Below are 17350 nucleotides of genomic sequence, written 5' to 3'. Positions count from 1 at the left end.
TAATGTACTTCTAGACTTTCCCAAGTCTACCAACTGTTTCTGGTTTGCCCCAAACAAATCAGAAACGAATCATAAAGGATTCCCGTCCTTTATGATCCTTCGGCAGCTGTCTTAGAAGCATATCGTTATCTAACAGCTGCCTTATTGATGAACTGCCCCATTTGTTTAATTAAATCTTCAACAAGCAAGGATAATTCAGCCAATTTTGCAGCGCCCCCAAACATATAATAATCAGGGCGAACCACAACAGCCTCTAAGCCAGTTGTATGAAAATACTGTTTGTATTTCCCCTCAATATCTACTACCTGATCAGCTGATTCAATTTGTGGATTGTAAGCTTCCGAAACTGTTATAAATTTCGCACCTAGGTTCTCAAGGAAGGTGATCTGTTCCTCCTGTAAAACGCTCCTAGGATCATCGACTGGACTCATAATCAGCCACCCGTCTCCAACGACATCGTCAAACAATCCAGTCTTGTCCTGATAGTTTACCTGACTCTGGAAAGATAGTTTCCCCGTGTAGTTCCCTGGTTCCCCAAGAATGCCATCAGTCAAAAATGGAAATTCTGGCATTGGCGGTACCTTGCCGGTAAAGAATGCCTCATCCCGAAGTGCAGCTGCCTCTGGATCGGTTACACAAATCACTTTTCCTAAAAACAAGGCTGCTTCGACCACATCACGATTATGTGGTTTCCGTTCTTTCGTATACATATCAAGGAAGTTGTCATCCACTTTTCCACTTAAGACCAAATCTAGCTTCCAAGCTAAATTCTTGGCATCACGAAGTCCTGCACACATCCCTTGACCCATGAATGGCGGTGTTAAGTGCGCCGCATCGCCAGCCAATACCAGCCTGCCTTTTCTCCATTCATCCACCCATAAGGCTTTAAATGTATAAATCGCTTGCCGTTCTAACACAGAATTCGCAGGAGTAATATCCCAAGGCTCCAATAACTTCCATGCCACTTCTTCCTTGTTCAGATCTTCTTTTGTCTCTCCTGGAAGGGACATGAATTCCCAGCGTCTTCTTCCGGGACCACCTGAAACAACGGTAGTGGGACGAGCCGGATCACATAGTTGTAAATTCATTGGTTTCCATTCCCTCTCGGTTTGAGGAATGATATCTACCACAAGCCAATCGGCTACAAATCCAAGATCGGTTATCGTATGTTCCATATTTCTTCGGACAAAACTATTCGCCCCATCACAGCCAACCACATATTTTGCGCTGACGGTGGTTTCTTCTCCCTGCAAATCCTTTACAACTAACTCTACATGGTCATCAAATTCGTTTAATGCAACAGCTTCTTTTCCCATATTCACGTCCACTGTTGCCTGTTGGCGGCAGGCTTTGTCTAATAATCCTTCGAGCTGCGGCTGATTAAAGAATAAATGACCCGGCCATCCCGAAACCCCAAATTCAGAAAAGTTCAATTCTAAAAGAGTTTTCCGCTCGGCATTACACCAGGTGTATAAATCGTTGGCAACCTCCGTGATTCTCTCAATTTCACTTGCAGGAATAACCGATTGTAAAATCCGGGCAATTTCATCATCAAAATGAACGGCTCTCGGCAACGGGTATTCGTGAGGAAATCTTTCATATATACCAACCTTCCATCCCTTATGTCCGAGCAAGGTGGCTAATAGCTTTGATACAGGACCATAACCGACAATAGCAACATCATGAATTTCTTGATTCATCTACCAAACCCCTTTTCAACTATTAATAATTGGATGAACCCTGCGTGTAAGCGGATACATTTAAAACAAGTCTGTTATAACTGAATGTTGATTTTACTGAGTTTGAAAAATAGACGGAAGAATTTCGTTTATTTTAGGAAATACTTATTTTTACTTAAAAATAAAGGAAGTTTTTCCGGTTATACCATCTAAATCTTTGGATTTTGGGCTATTTCGAGCAGTTAACCGAAATATATTCGCTTATCTCTGCTTTTTAAGCTTCCTTTTTATAAATAGCCGTAAATACTTCGCCTATGAATTTTCATACCTACGCGAAAATCAACAATCAATAATAACAGAGCCAACAACTAAGTACTTATGATGCTTTTCAAAATGTAATGCTAATTGGGTTAAAATAAAGGGAGGCTGGGATCTGGATGATGAAAGCGGCTTATGTAATTCCCAGCAATATGTGTTAAGTAAATTAGGAAATGGCAACTTTACTTGGTACTACCTTGTTCACTTGCTCTCCAAGGTCGATGGTTCCATCTGCACTTCTGATTTGGCAGCGAATAACATCACCATCTTCAAGATATTTACCATTGTTGATTTGGCTTTCTACAAGTAAATCTAATTTCTGTTGGTATGGGAGTGCTAGGCTTGAAATTTGGCCAAGTACATCCGGAGAGAGATTTAAGGCTACACCACCTGTTGTGCCAGTGATGATTAAATCTCCTTTTGATAGATTCATAATTTCTGATAGTTCAGTAAGTGTCTCTGCTGGTTTGAAAAGCAGTTGGTTTGTGTTGGCCGCTTGGCGAAGCTCATCATTGACAAAACATTTTAATTCAAGGTCATGAATGAGAGCGATTTCATTTTCGTCTAATAAGTATAGGTACGGCCCTGTAGGTCCAAATGTTCGGTAGCTTTTCCCTTTTAACCATTGACCTTCACAAAGCTGGACATCCCTTGCAGATACATCATTCATAATGACAAGACCGGCAACATATTGATGAAGGGTTTCATCTGTCACTTCTACGGCTTGAGAAATCTCAGTTCCGATCACTAATCCTAATTCAATTTCATAGTCTAACAGCTGCACATGTGATGGCCGGATAATTTCCGAATACGCCCCGCAAAGTGAGCTATCTGCCTTGCTAAAAATCAGGTTAAACGGCGGGCGCGTTGCTTCCAAGCCAGCTTCAGCACGGTGAGAAGAGTAATTGGCTCCTTGGCAGACAATTCTTGCCGGCTGTGTCACCGGGCTTAGGACAGTCACTTCATCTAGTGAAAAAGTCACCCCAATTCCACTTTCTTTCACTTTTCTAGCCTCTTCTGCACCTTCTTCTAAAAATTGCGCTAAAGTGCTATAAGTATTTTTTAGGGCAATTATTTGATTGTTTGAGACAACACCCCAAGACTCTTTACCTTGCTTTTCGAATCTTACAACTTGTAATCCCATTTTTTTGCTCCTCTCTAAGTCGAACTATTTTTTAGTAAAAAGTTAGCTTTAAAACCCGTATATTTTATCTAAAATTCTTTTCACACGTAAGATTAAATCCGTCATTTTTTGCCGGGCCAACTCTTCATCTCTTGCCATTACGGCATCGTAGATAGCACGGTGTCGATCCAGCACTTCTTTTGTTGGCGTATCATACGGTGATTCCGGATAATCCTTGGCAGCCTGTATCGTTTTTTCTCGGCTTTTCACTAGCGCTTTTCGAAGTGTTTTAACCGTGTTTATAATGAGATCGTTGTAGGAAGCCTGCAGGATTCTTTCATGGAAATCATAATCCGCACTTGCCCAGGCCTTTTCATCCCCAAGCGATTGCTCCAGACGCTCAAAAGCATCTGTTATTTTTAGCATGTCTTGATCAGTTGCTCGTTTAGCTGCCAATGCCGCCGCCATTGGTTCAAGGCCCAATCTCACTTCTGTCAAATGCACTAAAAAGTCGGTATTATTCTCGTCCTCTATGACCCAAGTTAATACATCAAGATTCCACCATTGCCACTCAGAACGAGGAAGGACAATCGTCCCAGCTTTTTGATTGGATCTCACAAGCCCAAGTGTGGTTAATCCTTTAAAGGCTTCGCGCACTACGGTTCGACTTACCTCATATCTTTCACTTATATCTTCAGCCTTTGGTAATATCTCACCTTGAGCGAATTCCCCTGTTACGATTTTCTTGCCAAGCTCATGGACTAACTGATCACTTCTATTTTTCATTTTGAAACCTCCTCCTCCCCTGGCATGGCTTTTTACCTTCTAAATAGAATACATAATATGAAATTGGTTTGGAGGTTATTTTGCAGAATAAACCATGTCGCCGCTATTAAACTTGAATTTTAACACCTGCCTTTTTAAAGGGTATGCCTGAAACCGAAAATATTAAATATTACTTATCTGAATATTATAATAAGTAATATTTATTATCTCGTCAATATATTTTCTGAATTTTTATTTTTAAATTTGAACAAATGAAGAACTCATTCTACCCGTGAGCACGAGAAAAGTAACGCACTGGTAAAAATAAGCAGCTTATTTTGCTCGTGCAGCCCAAGAAAAGTATCGCTCCAGCTTGATAGGATCTCAGCGTATAACTATTTGACTCTCTTCGCTAATCCGTTCCATACAAAAATCACTTCATCTGAAACACTTGCTGCATCCTGTGCAATCCACCCAGTTAGATCCCTTAGTCTTCTTTCATCCTTTTGCAAAGGAACAATTCCCTTTCCAACCTCTAACATAATCAGGACTATTTTGTTCTTTCTATTTTCCTCCTCCTTAAGGAGGGTCTTTAATATTGTTCTAAATCCCCTTCGAATCTCGTCATTGTTTTCACCATTCTGAAGCTCAGACGCAATCCATTTTTCCCAGCCCTCCATTACTAACGTTGAACCATTCTCCCATTTTGCCTCCCAATCTCCCACACTATCTCCCACATAAGCAGATACCCAGCTGCATGGTCCATTATTTGATTTTACTATTTTTCTTTTTCCTGAAAAGGCACCGCCAATAACGAGCTGCATACCCATTCCCCCTTCTGCTGCTCAAAAGTTAATCGAATACCCTGTCCATGTGAAATGGTTAGATCCCAAAAAGACCTGGAGGACACATATTTTGAAACAAGGTAGCGGATGACACCTCCATGGGTCATCACAAGTATTTTCGCAGGGCTAGTTTCCATCGCTTGCTGAAATAACTCATAAAAAAAGAAATCAATTCTAGATTTGAATGTTTCAGCTGACTCTCCATTCGGTATCGAATAGACCTCCCAATTCTCCAGCCAGTTCCGATAAGCTATCTGATTCTTTAGCTCGTCATACGTCTTTCCTTCCCAGTCTCCAAAATTAATTTCTCTTAATCTACAATCTATTGAAACCTGTGACGGAATGCTTAAATATGCTAAGGTCTCCTGACAACGTAGTAAATCACTCGTAAATACATGGTCAAAGTTTAATCTCGATAACACTTTCTGTAGATTATTTAACTGAGATAGTTCGCTTCTTATTAATCCGATATCAGAATGGCCTAAATACCTTTTCTCCTTATTCCAATTTGTTATCCCATGACGAACGAAATATACATCCATGTGATCACAAGTCCCCATAATTCGCCTCCTTCAATCGCTGTACCTAATAAATCTCCATTCGTCCCTTTAAAGGTATGTTTGATCCATGCTCCAAATAAGCCAATAAATACGATGTATGCTGGAAGTAAATATAGAAAGTCACGAAAGAAGAATAATAGTACACATACAGGGATTGCTGCATACAAACAATCAAGCCTATTTACGTTTTTCTTCCACTCCCATGCTAAGCCATGTTGTTTAGCGGTAGGTAGAAAAACCATTAAAACAGCGGCTCCTAAACGAGAAAACGCCATGATAAAAAGAAATGAATATAGGAAGAAACCAGATTCAATCAACGAATAAATCAATAATATTTTCCATGCTAGTAAAAAAAGCAGTGAAATGATACCAAAGCTTCCTACATGTGGGTCTTTCATAATCTCCCATTTTCTCTCTAGGGGAGCATTTGAACCTACTGCATCTGCTACATCCATCCACCCATCTAAGTGTAATCCTCCCGTAAGATATACCCATAAAGAAACGATGAGCAATGTCATGATAGGGATTGGAAGATAAGACTGAAACATACACAAAATGATCGTGATTATAGACCCCAGCACTGCACCGACAAGCGGATAACTCCTTAATGCCCATCTACTTGTCTGTTTGGTCCATGGACATTCAATGGAAAGAGGAATTCGTGATAGAAATTGAACCGCAAGTATAAATCCAAAGAACATTTGCTTCATCAAATTTCTCCCTTCCAATACATAGGAATCCCCGCCTGGACCTGAGCGGCAATGTCTGATTGCTGCACAATCGTTTGATGGAGACGCTGTAAGGTATACATATATCTTTGTACAGCTTCATCAGTGGAAGGAATCCCCTCATTCACATCATTCGAAACAATTATAAGGTGAAATTGCTTTTCACGTGCAAGACATAACCAGCGATTCACACTGTTTTCTATCATTTCCATTCTATGTTCAAGCTCGAACATGACATTACTTAACCATATGGTCAAACAGTCTATTAAAATAACATCACCATTTTTAAATTGCGACAGAATCGGTTCAAGGTGAAAGGACTCTTCAACCGTTTGCCACTCCTTCCCTCGATCTTGCTTATGAAATCGAATCCTTTCCTCCATTTCATCATCACTTTTTTTCGCTGTCGCTATGTAATAAAGAGAACCCCTTTGATTTTCCTCCTTCATTTTATGAAAAAACGAAAGAGCCGTTTGCTCTGCTAAATGACTTTTTCCCGACCTGGCACCACCTGAAATAAAGAGGATCATGACTCATTTCTCCACTTTTGAAGCACAGCTAATAACTGTTCATTTTCAAAGTTTGAACGTATGGCAATTCGTAAGAAATCACCATTTAGTCCTTTAAAGTTGTGAGTGTGCCGCGTAAGTATTCCGTGCTCTAATAAAAAGGAATAAAGCTCACCGGTTCGTTGCGGCTGTTCCTTATCTCGCAAAAGATAAAAGTTTACTTGTGATGGGGAAAAGTAAAATCCTAATGAAGTTAATCTCTTAAACACATTTCGAGATTCCTCATGCAACCATACTCTTGTTTTGTTAACAAAACTACGGTCTTCAAGTAATCTCGGAATTAACGCATCTACTAAAGAGTTAATACTCCAAGGAATTTGTTCGTTTTTCAATACATTTATGATAGTTGGATGAGCCATTATAAATCCGATTCTCAGCCCAGGGATGGTATACATTTTTGTTAAAGAACGTAATAATATTAAATTGGGGTAAGACGATAACCATGGTGTAAGTGTAGGAATGGAAGTCGGCAGAAAATCGACAAAGGCTTCATCCACTACTACATATGTACCAGTTTTTCCCCCTACTTCCAATAATAGCTTCAAATCTTCTTCCGCTATTACCGTCCCAGTTGGGTTATTAGGGCGGCAAAGAAACATAACATCTTTTTCGAAAAACTTTTGTCGTATCAATTCGACTGGTAATGTAAATCCACTTTCATGACCTACTAAAATATCTTCCACATCAATATGGTAATGATGACAGGCTCGTTCATATTCCAGGAAGGTAGGGTGAGCAATGAGTGCTTTCCCTTTTTCGAAAAATTTTGCTACTAAAAAAATCGCCTCTGCTCCCCCATTTGTTAATAGGACCTTGTCTTGGTCTATCCCTTCATGTGCTGCTACCGAAGCGCTGCTTTTTGAATAAGTTGGCTCTGGATAACGTGTGATCGTCTTATAATGTTCTTGTAATGCCTCCTGCAGCCAGGAAGGAGGTCCAAAAGGGTTTAAGTTTGCGCTAAAATCGAGTAATGCTTTATCTCCTTCAATATGGAAGAGTTTTTTTATTGTTTCAGGTTGTCCGCCATGATTTGGCCATTTCATCATTTTCACCTCATTTTCACGATCTGACTGACAGGAGTAAGCCTACAACTATCAGAAAAAATACAATCCATCCTCCATGCATAATTCGAATCGCTTGTTCGATATCGGAGCGCACCAAATTCCTTAAAGGATCTCCCATTTGTGCACGAACTGACTTTTTTCCCCGATAGTAATTGATTCCACCTAGCTGAATTCCGATTAACCCCGCTGCCATTGCCTCTGACCAGCCACTATTTGGACTGGGGTGTTTTCTTGCATCCCTCCACGTTATGCTCCATCCATTGCTCTTTTTAGATCCTTTTATAAAAAAAGCTGAAAGCCACATCGAAAGGGCTGTTAGCCTCGCGGGAATCCAGTTTACTAGATCGTCAAGCTTGGCTGATGCCCATCCAAATTGCATGAATCGCTCATCTTTATGTCCAACCATAGAATCTAACGTATTGATTGCACGGTACACCATCGCAAGTGGTGCTCCTCCAATGATTGCCCAAAATAATGGCGCTGTTATGCCATCGACCGTATTCTCGGCAACAGTCTCAACAGTTCCTCTAACAATTTCACTCTCCGGCAAGCTTTCCGTATCACGACCTACGATCATACTAAGCTTTAATCTTGCTTCTACTAAATTCCCATTCACTAAAGGAACTAGGACTTCTTTTGCAGCAGACGAAAGACCTTTTATCGCAATCGTAGTGGAAATAAGATAGATCTGTGCAAAAACACCAACAAATGGATGTATTTGATAGGCAACTAAGACGATAAAAAAGGTAAGGAAAAAAACGAGTAGAACAACAGTTGCGGTAAGGAAAATCCCTTTCCAGACTCTGCCTTCTCCTCTATTCCAGCTCTTTTCTAAAAATGTGATGAATTTTCCCATTAGGACAACAGGATGCGGCAGCCACCGAGGATCACCAATCAACAAATCTAATACAATCGCTGCAAATAAAATCGTGCAGAATATAATTGTTGGCTCATAGACCATTACCATCATTTCGATTCCTTTTGAAAGTCCGTTATGAGCTTATTAATTCGGTCTAACTGGATATTTTCTCTCACAACCTTGGCTAATACATCGAATCCTTCTTCTCTTTTTTTGGAAAAAGAGGCTCGGTTCTTGATCGGCTCTAAGCCTTTCTTTAACCTTATCTCATTTAGAAAAACCTCACGGAATCGATCATTATGGAAAATACCATGAAAGTACGTCCCGATGATTTGTTTGTCTTTCGTTATCGTTCCTTCCCTTCTGTCAGCTAACTGAACAAAATGGTTACATTCTTCTTCAAAGTACGATTCACCCATATGAATCTCATAACCTGCGACTGGAATGCTTTCCCCGCCAAAACTGGCCATTCCATCAGAATGAACAGTTGTCTTATGTGTGGTTATGGAGGTTTGCATCGGAAGGAGCCCTAGTCCTTCTACACTTTTATGTGATGATTCAACTTCGTATTGATCCTCGATGCGATTCCCTAACATTTGGTACCCGCCACAAATGCCAACGATCATTGTATCCTTTTGTGCTAAATCCAATATCCGATTGGCTAGTCCTGTGCTGTGTAAAACCATCATATCCTCAATGGTATTTTTACTCCCAGGTAAAATCAGTAAATCCGGTTCTCCTAAGTCTTCTACAGCTTTTACAAAGCGAACATGACAATCCTTTTCCTCAAAAAAAGGATCGATATCAGTAAAATTAGATATCATTGGATGCCGTATAACCGCAATATCAATTTCCTTTGCAGCATCGAGTTTAGAGGAATAGTTGTTTAACACAACTGAATCCTCTGCTTCAATTAGCAGGTTATCGATATAGGGAACAACACCTAAAATCGGAACGCCAGTATATTCTTCAAACCAGGATAATCCCGGCTGTAGTAATGCTACATCACCTCTGAATTTATTGATGATGACACCAATTACTCTATTTCGATCTTCCGGTTCTAGCAGCTGCAAGGTTCCTACTAAACTGGCAAATACTCCACCCTTTTCAATATCTCCAACTATAATCACGGGTGCGTTAGCGATTTGGGCAACCCGCATATTGACGAGCTCCCGATCATTTAAATTAATCTCAGCTGGACTACCTGCTCCCTCGATAACAATTCGGTCATAACAAACAGACAATTTCTCATATGAATCTCGAATTAATGCTAAGCCTTGTTGAAAAAAGTCCTGGCGGTACTCTCCTGCCTTCATATTTTTAAATGGCTTTCCATGAACGACAATTTGCGATTCGCAGTTACTGCTTGGTTTAATCAAAATCGGATTCATATCCGTTGTTGCAAGAATACCAGCTGCTTCTGCTTGCACACCTTGTGCACGACCGATTTCTTTCCCATCAAAGGTAATATAAGAATTTAAAGCCATATTCTGTGATTTATAAGGGGCTGTTTTAAAGCCATCCTGAACAAATATCCGGCATAAAGCAGTAACAAGCGCACTTTTGCCGGCATCAGAATGAGTACCTTGAATCATTAAAGGAACAGCTTTCCCCATAAGCATTCACTCCTTCATTTTGGGATTTGCCCCTTAAAATTCAATTCCTTTTACAGCTGGTATGCCCTCATCGTAGTAATGCTTTTCCACTTCAATAACAGAAACTAGATCAGCGATATCTCTAATTTCCTGCTTGGCATCTCTTCCTGTCAAAACGAGATGAACATGGGACGGTTTATTTTGGATTAGATCAATTACTTCATTTAGTGGTAAAACATCTTCAATAGCAAAGGTGTCAATGGCTAACGCATTGTTTATTTCATCTAAAATCACTAAATCATATTCTCCGCTCATTACTGTTTCCTTTGCCTTTGCCCAACCTGTCCTTAACGCTTCTCTGTGCTCCTCAGGGGTTTTTGTCCACGTGAATCCTCTTCCTAGCTGTTCCATCTCAACCCCAAGTTTACTTAAGGCAATTTGTTCCCCGTACGAACGCTCTGGTGATTTAATAAATTGATAGATTTTTACTTTTAACCCTCTACCAACTGCTCGTACTGTTAAACCTAAAGCTGCTGTCGTTTTTCCTTTACCGTGACCTGTGTACACAAGTATTAAGCCTTGTTTCTTTTTGTTAACTTGTTCCATGTGTGCCTCCTATTTTTATGATGTTTTCATTCGTCATTCTTTTGAAATTCCTGCCGAGTGAAAGGTTGCCATTTCTTTTAGCATTAAGGTAGAAGATTGGATAATCGAATGTGAAATGGCTGCTCCTGTTCCTTCCCCAAGTCTTAGTCCTAAATCGATAATGGGCTTCTTCCCTAATAGCGAAAGGGCGATTTGATGACCAGGTTCAATCGATTGATGCGTGACAATCATATAGTCATCAACACCAGGAGAGATTGATTTTGCAATTAAAGCTGCAACGGTGCAAATAAATCCATCTACAAGAATCGGTGCTCTTTTGCTCGCCGCTGCAAGCATTGCACCTGCTATTCCGGCTATCTCTAGTCCCCCCACTTTAGCAACGATATCGATCGGATCATTTGGATTTGGGTTCCTTCTTTCAAGTGCCTGTTTAATAATTTCGGCTTTATGTACTAATGTTTCATCTGAAATTCCAGTCCCTTTACCTACTAGTAAAGACATATCTCTATTGCTTAGAACAGCTAAGATGGCACTACTTGAAGACGTATTTCCAATCCCCATCTCGCCGAGTATGAGACACTGTGCCCCTTTTTTGATGATTTGTAAGCCTTGCTGATAGCCTACTTCAATCGCTTGTTCAGCTTCTTCTCGGCTCATCGCATCCTCACGATAAAAATTGCCAGTACCATATCGAATCTTTTTATTTATGAGACTCTCATGTTCAATATCGTTTGCTACTCCAATGTCAATTACCTCAAGTAAGGCACCTATTTGCCTGCTAAAGACATTGATCGCTGCACCACCGTTTAAAAAATTCCGAACCATTTGCTCTGTCACAGCTTTAGGATAGGCAGAAACACCTTCGTCGGTAATTCCATGATCCGCTGCAAAAACGAGGACTCCAGGCGGTGTTACACTTGGAAATGCTTCATTTTTCATTTCTGCTAGCTCTATCGCCAATTCCTCCAGCCTCCCAAGGCTTCCGATTGGCTTTGTCAACGTATTAATATACTCACTAACCTGTCTTCCCATTTCCTTGTTAACTTTTGGAATCAATTCGAAATGTTGCTTCATCCTCTTCTCCCCTTACTAGCTTTAAATTCCATACATTTTTCAATCCAATTCTCAACCAGCGCTGGATTGGAGCCAAAGTGAAAATGGGTGTAGCCAGCTACTAAATTGTGTTGTAGATATCCTTCCTTGCTTACCCCCCGCATCCCTTTCGTTTCATAGGCATGTGGAAGATCCTCTTCGTTAGGCAAAAAGGAGGAATAATGAAATTCATGTCCTCTTGCTTTTTGATGTTTAAGAATATAATTGTCATTCAGACCACTAATCTCCCTGTACCCCAAAGCTGCTAAAGATGTTTTCATTTGTACCTTGCCTGGGATTACCCCAATCATTTGATACTTCTTCTTTTCCGTCGTTTCAATGGACTCGGTCAAATACATGAACCCGCCACATTCAGCAAGTGTAGGTAATCCAGCTTCAATTGAATTCTTGATAGAATCCTTTGTTTTTACATTACCTTCCAGCACATGAGCGAATTCCTCCGGGAAGCCTCCTCCGATATAAAGGCCATCAACATCTTTTGGTATTTCTTCATTAGCCAAGGGAGAAAAATAAACAATCTCTACACCATTCGCTTCCAACAGTTCTAGATTCTCAGGATAATAGAAATTAAAGGCTGCATCCTTTGCAACGGCCATTTTCATGATCTTTTCTTTCTTCTGTTCAAACATGGAGGATTTTTCACTTACAGGTAGCGGCTCAGCTACAGCTAATTCAAGCAGCATGTCCATATCAATCGTCTCTAAAACCAAGTCTCCTAATTGATCGAAAAAAGGAGCTAGTTCTCCTCGTTCAATGGAAGGAATAAGGCCAAGATGTCTTTCCGGGATTTCAATGTCTAGCTCTCGTTTCAAATAGCCGATAACTGGAACATGGCATTCCTGTTCAATCGCTTTTTTGACAAGCTGAAAATGACCTTCGCTCCCGACTTTGTTGGCAATTACGGCTGCAATATTGGGCCCTTCTGCAAACATTTGAAACCCCTTCACGATCGCTGCTGCACTTCGGGCCATACTTTCACAATTGACAACGAGCAGTACCGGGCTTTTGGTTAATATACTGATCTCTGCCGTACTGCCTTCATTCGTTTCCGGACTTTTCCCATCAAAAAATCCCATCACTCCTTCTATAATCGAAATATCAGCATCACGACTTCCATGTGTGAAAATATCCAAAACTCTATCATGTGTAAGCATCCAACTGTCTAAATTACGAGAAACTCGATTGGTGACAGCTGTATGATAAGAAGGGTCAATATAGTCAGGGCCGCATTTAAAGCCTTGAACCGTTAGACCGCGCTTTATTAACGCTGCCATTAAACCAATTGTCAGTGTTGTTTTTCCAACACCGCTTCCCGTACCTGCAACTACAATTCTATTGATGGACATAGCTATTCCTCCACTTTCTGCTGATTCCTGCTTTACCTCTCTTCATAGGAATTATACGCTCCGCCATACTTTCCCCTTGAAGGATGATTTGTGGTACTCCATAAACGGGGTGTTCCATTACAATTGGTGTAGTACCGTAGATTTGTTGAATCAAATCTGCTCGAATGATATGCTTTGGAGCTCCAGCCGCTACTAATCTCCCATTATGTAACAATAGCAACCGATCACAATACAGTGCAGCTAGATTTAAATCATGCAGAACCGCGATTACGGTCATATCATCTTCTTGCTGCCATTCTCGAATCCGATCCATCAAAAGTACTTGATGACCAATATCGAGATAGGTGGTAGGTTCATCAAGCATCAACAGCTTTGGCTGCTGTGCCATCGTCTTTCCAAGTGCCACTCGCTGCCGCTCCCCCCCGCTTAAGCTTTCGAGCAGGCGATCACTTAACTCAGATAACCCCATTTTCTCGATAATGGATTCGATAAGTGGTCCAGTCTCTGTTTTTTCTTCTCCGAGCCAATTTTGAAAAGGAAACCTCCCCATTTCGATAACCTCTCTTACTGTAAATCCTATTGGAGGTAGAGATTCCTGCTGCAATACTGCCAACCATTTGGCTAGTTCCTTGCGGGTATAAAGTTCAATCCGTTTCCCATTTAATTCAATTCTTCCAGCCGTCGCACGGTCCACTCCCGACAATAGCTTTAGCAATGTAGACTTGCCGCTTCCGTTCGGTCCAATGATCCCCAAGCATTCTCCACGTTTAATAGAAAAGCTAATTTCATCAAGCACCGACTGACTGTCAAACCGTTTACTTAAGCTTTCCACTTCAATAAACATCCATCAACTTCCCCCTGTCATTTGCTTGTTTCGACGAAGCAAGTACGCAAAGAATGGAGCACCAAGAAATGCGGTCACAACCCCGAGCGGAATTTCCGTTGGGCTAAGTAATGTACGGGCAATCGTATCTGCCCAAAGGACATATATGGCACCGAAAATCACGGACAATGGCAGTAATAATCGGTAATCCGGCCCAACTATAAGCCGCACTAAGTGTGGAACGACAAGTCCGACAAAACCAATCGTTCCTACGATTGACACTGCGGCAGAGGTGATTAGAGTGGAAACGACCAACACAACGAGCCGTGTACGTTTAATATTGACACCCAAATGTGCTGCCTGCCGCTCTCCTAATGCAAATAAATTTAATGTACGTCCATATGACAGCAACACCACTATTCCAATTGCTAAATAAGGCATGAGCACAAAGGTAAAGGACCAACCTCTTAAGGCTAAACTCCCCATCAGCCAAAAGACGATTTCATTCACCACCTGATCGGACAATGAGACCATAAACGAAACAAGTGACCCAAGAAAAGCAGAAACGACAACCCCAGATAAAATGATTGTTTCTAGTTTAAACTTGCCATGTACATTTGCTAGGCGGAGTACAACAAGCAAACTAATCATCCCTGTCACAAATGCAACCAGTGGTATGGTCCAAATACCAAATAAAATAGTATGAAACCCGAATAAAATTAGGAAAGCCGCTCCTACCGCTGCCCCAGATGCTACCCCTAATGTATACGGATCTGCCAACGGGTTGCGTAATACTCCTTGAAAGCCAGCACCAGCAAGTGATAAGCAGGCTCCAACAAGAATGGCAAGAAAAACCCGTGGCAAACGAACTTTTAAGATGATTTGCTCAGCTGATTCAGGCCAGTTGGAATCTATGAGGCTATGTAAAAAAGGCAACTGGTGTAAGAGAATTCCCCAAACTTGCGAAAGCGGCAGATTAGCAGAACCAAGCGATAAACTAATGACCCCTGAGAAAAGAAGGAGAACGAAACCCGCTCCCCCCCATATTGCTAATCTTCTTTTCATTTCTGAAACGATTCCGGATAAATCGCTTCAGCAATTTGCTTCAGTGCATCGGTTATTCTTGGTCCAGGTCTGGACATAATATTTCCTTCGATCCCCGTCAGGTGACCTTCTTGAATGGCTGTAATCTTATCCCAGCCGCTTCTAGATTTAATTAATTCCTCTAGCGGTTTGCCAGACTTATCATCAACAACATTAGCGGAATACAGGATGACATCCGGGTTATCCTGTATGATCTTCTCTTCATTGATGGCATTCCAGCCTTTCATATCTGAGGCAATATTAACGCCTCCAGCCATCGTAATCAGTTCATCCATAAACTCACCCTTGCCAACCGTCCAGCCTGGAGAAAATTCAATATATACTTTTTTCTTATCTTCTTCCTTAATTGTTGCAGCAGCTTCTGTTACTGTGCGAATATCTTCCTTCATTTGTGCCACGAGTTCTTCTGCTTTTTCCTGAGTATCTGTAATGATACCTATTTGGATAATATTATTTAAAATATCCTCCAGCTTTTTCGGCTCAGTTTTATATACCTTAAGGTCTAGACCACGAAATTTCTCGGCAATATCATCCTTCATTGAAATGCCACCGATCACTAAATCCGGATTAGCCGCCATAATGGCTTCCTCATTTGGCTTTGTCACCCCGCCTACTTTTGGCTTTGCCGCTGCTTCTTTAGGGTAGTCATCATAATCTGACACACCGAAAATTTTATCGCCCAGTCCTAAAGCAAAAAGAATTTCTGTCTCCGATGGAGAGGTAGATACAATACGTTCCGGCGCCTTATCAAAAGTTAATTCAGCACCCGTTGCATCCTTCACTGTAAGAGGGTAAACGGTTGCTTTGTCTGTTACCTCCTTAGTTGCTGTTTCGAATTTTCGGTTTTTATCTGCACCTGAAGATTCTTTTGTTGTCCCACATGCGCTGATCGTCACCATCATTACTACAGTCAAAATTAATGCCAAAAACTTTTTCATTGCTCCATTCTCTTCCCTTCGTTTATAGTTCGAGATGAGCTTGATATCTTGAAGTCTTTCCCATAACAACGAAAAAAGCCCTGCTTCCATTCGGAAACAGGGCGCGCGAAAATCAGAAAAAAAAACAAATTTATACTGATTATGCCGATCCTTTTCCGCGAAGGATTTCGTTGGCAAGCTTAATAGGCAGGTTTCCTGGCTTACGGGTAACATGACTTCCTCTCCTTCCCATTCCTTAGCTGGAACAGTGGTACTGCGAGGTTATCCCCGAATAACAGTGGCGGGACCGCGCCGGATTCACACCGGCTTCCCTTTTAACCTTATCCAATGATAAGGCACCTACTAGCTATGTCAGATTCAATTGGTCAAGCAAATTACTCAACTAGTATTATAGCAAATACTTCATGATAAGCAAATATTTGGTTTAGGGATCAAGGTTCTTAATGTGTTCTTTCTTGAACTAAATTCCCGGTAGGACAGTAGGTGTAACTTCACAAATCTGATTAGATTTTACTATTCTAAATAAAGCAAGTGGAGAAAAACAGATTGCTTTTCTCCACTTGCTTTTATATTTTTATTATTTTTTTCTGAAAGATACACTCAGTATGTTGTGGGTTAATTCCACAATCCCTTGTTATCGAGCTTCCTGTCCGTTAATCGGCGAACCGGTGGAAGTATGGTCATTTACCCAATCAAGAGATACCTTCGAAACAGCTGACCAATTTGGAATTTTGTTGCGATGTTGCTCTACCCAACTCATACAATATTGTGGGTCTATGCTCTTTTCACTACATTGTTCTAAGAAAGACTGGATGTTTTGCTCCGTACAGTTTTCCCATGAACCACACGTTTCAGCCCAAATACGTTCCATTTCCTGTTTGATATCGTTTACCATATTTCATTCCTCCTTCATTAAATCCGACAAAATAAGTTTGTCCAAGGAGAAGAAATATATTTACAGAAGTGGAGCGAAACTGTTTGGTAAGTAAGTAATGACATATTAAGTTTACTATCTGCTTATTACTCGCTCGTGCAGCTTGATCATTGACTCAACCAAGACCTTGTGTTTTGAGGAGAAAATTACCTGGAAATCTAGATATTTGTATTTATTCACGACCAGGAGCTTTTTTTATTTTGCTGTTTTCGAAAATATTGTTGTTTTTGCTACTATGCGACCAGACCGCTGATTTTCTCAAGAGTTGTGGTCATAGTCTTTCATAACGACCGGGGCTCTATCATTCCTCTCCATTCAGGCGTTATGAGCTTTTTATAACAACCGAGGCTCTTGCTTTTCAAACCGTTCGGGTGTTATGAA

At 40.9% G+C, this 17350-nt stretch carries 17 protein-coding genes and 1 riboswitch; all 17 genes read right to left on the bottom strand.

Features of this window, described 5'->3' with window-relative positions; genetic code table 11:
• Positions 1-125: 125 nt before the first annotated feature.
• The 17 genes from mhpA to KHB02_RS02700 all read right to left on the bottom strand — a co-directional run bounded on the left by mhpA (position 126) and on the right by KHB02_RS02700 (position 16930).
• Positions 126-1700 (bottom strand): bifunctional 3-(3-hydroxy-phenyl)propionate/3-hydroxycinnamic acid hydroxylase MhpA, encoded by a 1575-nt coding sequence (gene mhpA / locus KHB02_RS02780; RefSeq protein WP_213145876.1) that lies wholly within the window; start codon positions 1698-1700, stop codon positions 126-128.
• Positions 1701-2163: 463 nt separating this feature from the next.
• On the bottom strand, positions 2164-3141 hold the full coding sequence (locus KHB02_RS02775; RefSeq protein ID WP_213145875.1) for a fumarylacetoacetate hydrolase family protein: 978 nt from the start codon (positions 3139-3141) through the stop codon (positions 2164-2166).
• A 48-nt stretch (positions 3142-3189) separates the two neighbouring features.
• Entirely contained in the window at positions 3190-3906 is a 717-nt protein-coding gene (locus tag KHB02_RS02770) for a FadR/GntR family transcriptional regulator (protein WP_213145874.1), read from the bottom strand.
• 374 nt (positions 3907-4280) lie between these two features.
• Complete coding sequence (locus KHB02_RS02765) at positions 4281-4709, bottom strand: bifunctional adenosylcobinamide kinase/adenosylcobinamide-phosphate guanylyltransferase (protein ID WP_213145873.1); 429 nt, start codon at positions 4707-4709, stop codon at positions 4281-4283.
• Positions 4664-5272, bottom strand: coding sequence for a histidine phosphatase family protein (locus tag KHB02_RS02760; protein ID WP_213145872.1), 609 nt, complete (start codon positions 5270-5272; stop codon positions 4664-4666). Before KHB02_RS02760 ends, KHB02_RS02765 begins: the two co-directional genes overlap by 46 nt.
• Positions 5242-6000 (bottom strand): adenosylcobinamide-GDP ribazoletransferase, encoded by a 759-nt coding sequence (cobS, locus tag KHB02_RS02755; RefSeq protein ID WP_213145871.1) that lies wholly within the window; start codon positions 5998-6000, stop codon positions 5242-5244. Before cobS ends, KHB02_RS02760 begins: the two co-directional genes overlap by 31 nt.
• Complete coding sequence (locus KHB02_RS02750) at positions 6000-6548, bottom strand: bifunctional adenosylcobinamide kinase/adenosylcobinamide-phosphate guanylyltransferase (RefSeq protein WP_213145870.1); 549 nt, start codon at positions 6546-6548, stop codon at positions 6000-6002. The genes cobS and KHB02_RS02750 overlap by 1 nt, the downstream gene beginning before the upstream one ends.
• A complete protein-coding gene (gene cobD / locus KHB02_RS02745) occupies positions 6545-7633 on the bottom strand; it encodes a threonine-phosphate decarboxylase CobD (protein ID WP_241113685.1) in 1089 nt (362 codons plus the stop codon). The genes KHB02_RS02750 and cobD overlap by 4 nt, the downstream gene beginning before the upstream one ends.
• A gap of 13 nt (positions 7634-7646) precedes the next feature.
• Entirely contained in the window at positions 7647-8621 is a 975-nt protein-coding gene (gene cbiB, locus KHB02_RS02740; protein WP_241113684.1) for an adenosylcobinamide-phosphate synthase CbiB, read from the bottom strand.
• Positions 8618-10126 (bottom strand): cobyric acid synthase, encoded by a 1509-nt coding sequence (locus tag KHB02_RS02735; protein WP_213145869.1) that lies wholly within the window; start codon positions 10124-10126, stop codon positions 8618-8620. Before KHB02_RS02735 ends, cbiB begins: the two co-directional genes overlap by 4 nt.
• A gap of 33 nt (positions 10127-10159) precedes the next feature.
• Entirely contained in the window at positions 10160-10711 is a 552-nt protein-coding gene (gene cobO / locus KHB02_RS02730; RefSeq protein ID WP_213145868.1) for a cob(I)yrinic acid a,c-diamide adenosyltransferase, read from the bottom strand.
• Positions 10712-10744: 33 nt separating this feature from the next.
• Positions 10745-11785, bottom strand: a complete 1041-nt coding sequence (cobT, locus tag KHB02_RS02725; protein WP_213145867.1) for a nicotinate-nucleotide--dimethylbenzimidazole phosphoribosyltransferase — start codon at positions 11783-11785, stop codon at positions 10745-10747.
• Positions 11782-13170 (bottom strand): cobyrinic acid a,c-diamide synthase CobB, encoded by a 1389-nt coding sequence (locus tag KHB02_RS02720; RefSeq protein WP_213145866.1) that lies wholly within the window; start codon positions 13168-13170, stop codon positions 11782-11784. The genes cobT and KHB02_RS02720 overlap by 4 nt, the downstream gene beginning before the upstream one ends.
• Positions 13157-14014: a heme ABC transporter ATP-binding protein gene (locus KHB02_RS02715; RefSeq protein ID WP_213145865.1), complete on the bottom strand. Its 858-nt coding sequence runs from the start codon at positions 14012-14014 to the stop codon at positions 13157-13159. The genes KHB02_RS02720 and KHB02_RS02715 overlap by 14 nt, the downstream gene beginning before the upstream one ends.
• 3 nt (positions 14015-14017) lie before the next feature.
• Positions 14018-15058: a FecCD family ABC transporter permease gene (locus tag KHB02_RS02710; RefSeq protein ID WP_213145864.1), complete on the bottom strand. Its 1041-nt coding sequence runs from the start codon at positions 15056-15058 to the stop codon at positions 14018-14020.
• Positions 15055-16035 carry an ABC transporter substrate-binding protein gene (locus KHB02_RS02705; protein WP_213145863.1) on the bottom strand — a complete coding sequence of 327 codons (981 nt, stop codon included), beginning with the start codon at positions 16033-16035 and terminating at the stop codon, positions 15055-15057. Before KHB02_RS02705 ends, KHB02_RS02710 begins: the two co-directional genes overlap by 4 nt.
• 168 nt (positions 16036-16203) lie before the next feature.
• A riboswitch (cobalamin riboswitch) is annotated at positions 16204-16393 on the bottom strand.
• Positions 16394-16669: 276 nt separating this feature from the next.
• Positions 16670-16930, bottom strand: a complete 261-nt coding sequence (locus KHB02_RS02700) for a hypothetical protein (RefSeq protein WP_213145862.1) — start codon at positions 16928-16930, stop codon at positions 16670-16672.
• Between the last annotated feature and the right edge of the window lie 420 nt (positions 16931-17350).

The organism is Neobacillus citreus, assembly GCF_018343545.2.
In the GTDB taxonomy this organism is placed as follows: Bacteria; Bacillota; Bacilli; order Bacillales; family Cytobacillaceae; genus Neobacillus; species Neobacillus citreus.
This window is presented reverse-complemented; position numbering and strand designations above follow the sequence as displayed.

Excerpts from the sequence above, each read along its gene's own strand:
- KHB02_RS02705 (WP_213145863.1), bottom strand. The coding sequence starts at position 16,035 with ATGAAAAAGTTTTTGGCATTAATTTTGACTGTAGTAATGATGGTGACG.
- KHB02_RS02720 (WP_213145866.1), bottom strand. The coding sequence starts at position 13,170 with ATGTCCATCAATAGAATTGTAGTTGCAGGTACGGGAAGCGGTGTTGGA.
- KHB02_RS02750 (WP_213145870.1), bottom strand. The coding sequence starts at position 6,548 with ATGATCCTCTTTATTTCAGGTGGTGCCAGGTCGGGAAAAAGTCATTTA.
- mhpA (WP_213145876.1), bottom strand. The coding sequence starts at position 1,700 with ATGAATCAAGAAATTCATGATGTTGCTATTGTCGGTTATGGTCCTGTA.
- cobD (WP_241113685.1), bottom strand. The coding sequence starts at position 7,633 with ATGATGAAATGGCCAAATCATGGCGGACAACCTGAAACAATAAAAAAA.
- KHB02_RS02770 (WP_213145874.1), bottom strand. The coding sequence starts at position 3,906 with ATGAAAAATAGAAGTGATCAGTTAGTCCATGAGCTTGGCAAGAAAATC.
- KHB02_RS02715 (WP_213145865.1), bottom strand. The coding sequence starts at position 14,014 with ATGTTTATTGAAGTGGAAAGCTTAAGTAAACGGTTTGACAGTCAGTCG.
- KHB02_RS02765 (WP_213145873.1), bottom strand. The coding sequence starts at position 4,709 with ATGCAGCTCGTTATTGGCGGTGCCTTTTCAGGAAAAAGAAAAATAGTA.
- KHB02_RS02700 (WP_213145862.1), bottom strand. The coding sequence starts at position 16,930 with ATGGTAAACGATATCAAACAGGAAATGGAACGTATTTGGGCTGAAACG.
- KHB02_RS02760 (WP_213145872.1), bottom strand. The coding sequence starts at position 5,272 with ATGGATGTATATTTCGTTCGTCATGGGATAACAAATTGGAATAAGGAG.
- cobT (WP_213145867.1), bottom strand. The coding sequence starts at position 11,785 with ATGAAGCAACATTTCGAATTGATTCCAAAAGTTAACAAGGAAATGGGA.
- cobS (WP_213145871.1), bottom strand. The coding sequence starts at position 6,000 with ATGAAGCAAATGTTCTTTGGATTTATACTTGCGGTTCAATTTCTATCA.
- cobO (WP_213145868.1), bottom strand. The coding sequence starts at position 10,711 with ATGGAACAAGTTAACAAAAAGAAACAAGGCTTAATACTTGTGTACACA.
- KHB02_RS02735 (WP_213145869.1), bottom strand. The coding sequence starts at position 10,126 with ATGGGGAAAGCTGTTCCTTTAATGATTCAAGGTACTCATTCTGATGCC.
- cbiB (WP_241113684.1), bottom strand. The coding sequence starts at position 8,621 with ATGATGGTAATGGTCTATGAGCCAACAATTATATTCTGCACGATTTTA.
- KHB02_RS02775 (WP_213145875.1), bottom strand. The coding sequence starts at position 3,141 with ATGGGATTACAAGTTGTAAGATTCGAAAAGCAAGGTAAAGAGTCTTGG.
- KHB02_RS02710 (WP_213145864.1), bottom strand. The coding sequence starts at position 15,058 with ATGAAAAGAAGATTAGCAATATGGGGGGGAGCGGGTTTCGTTCTCCTT.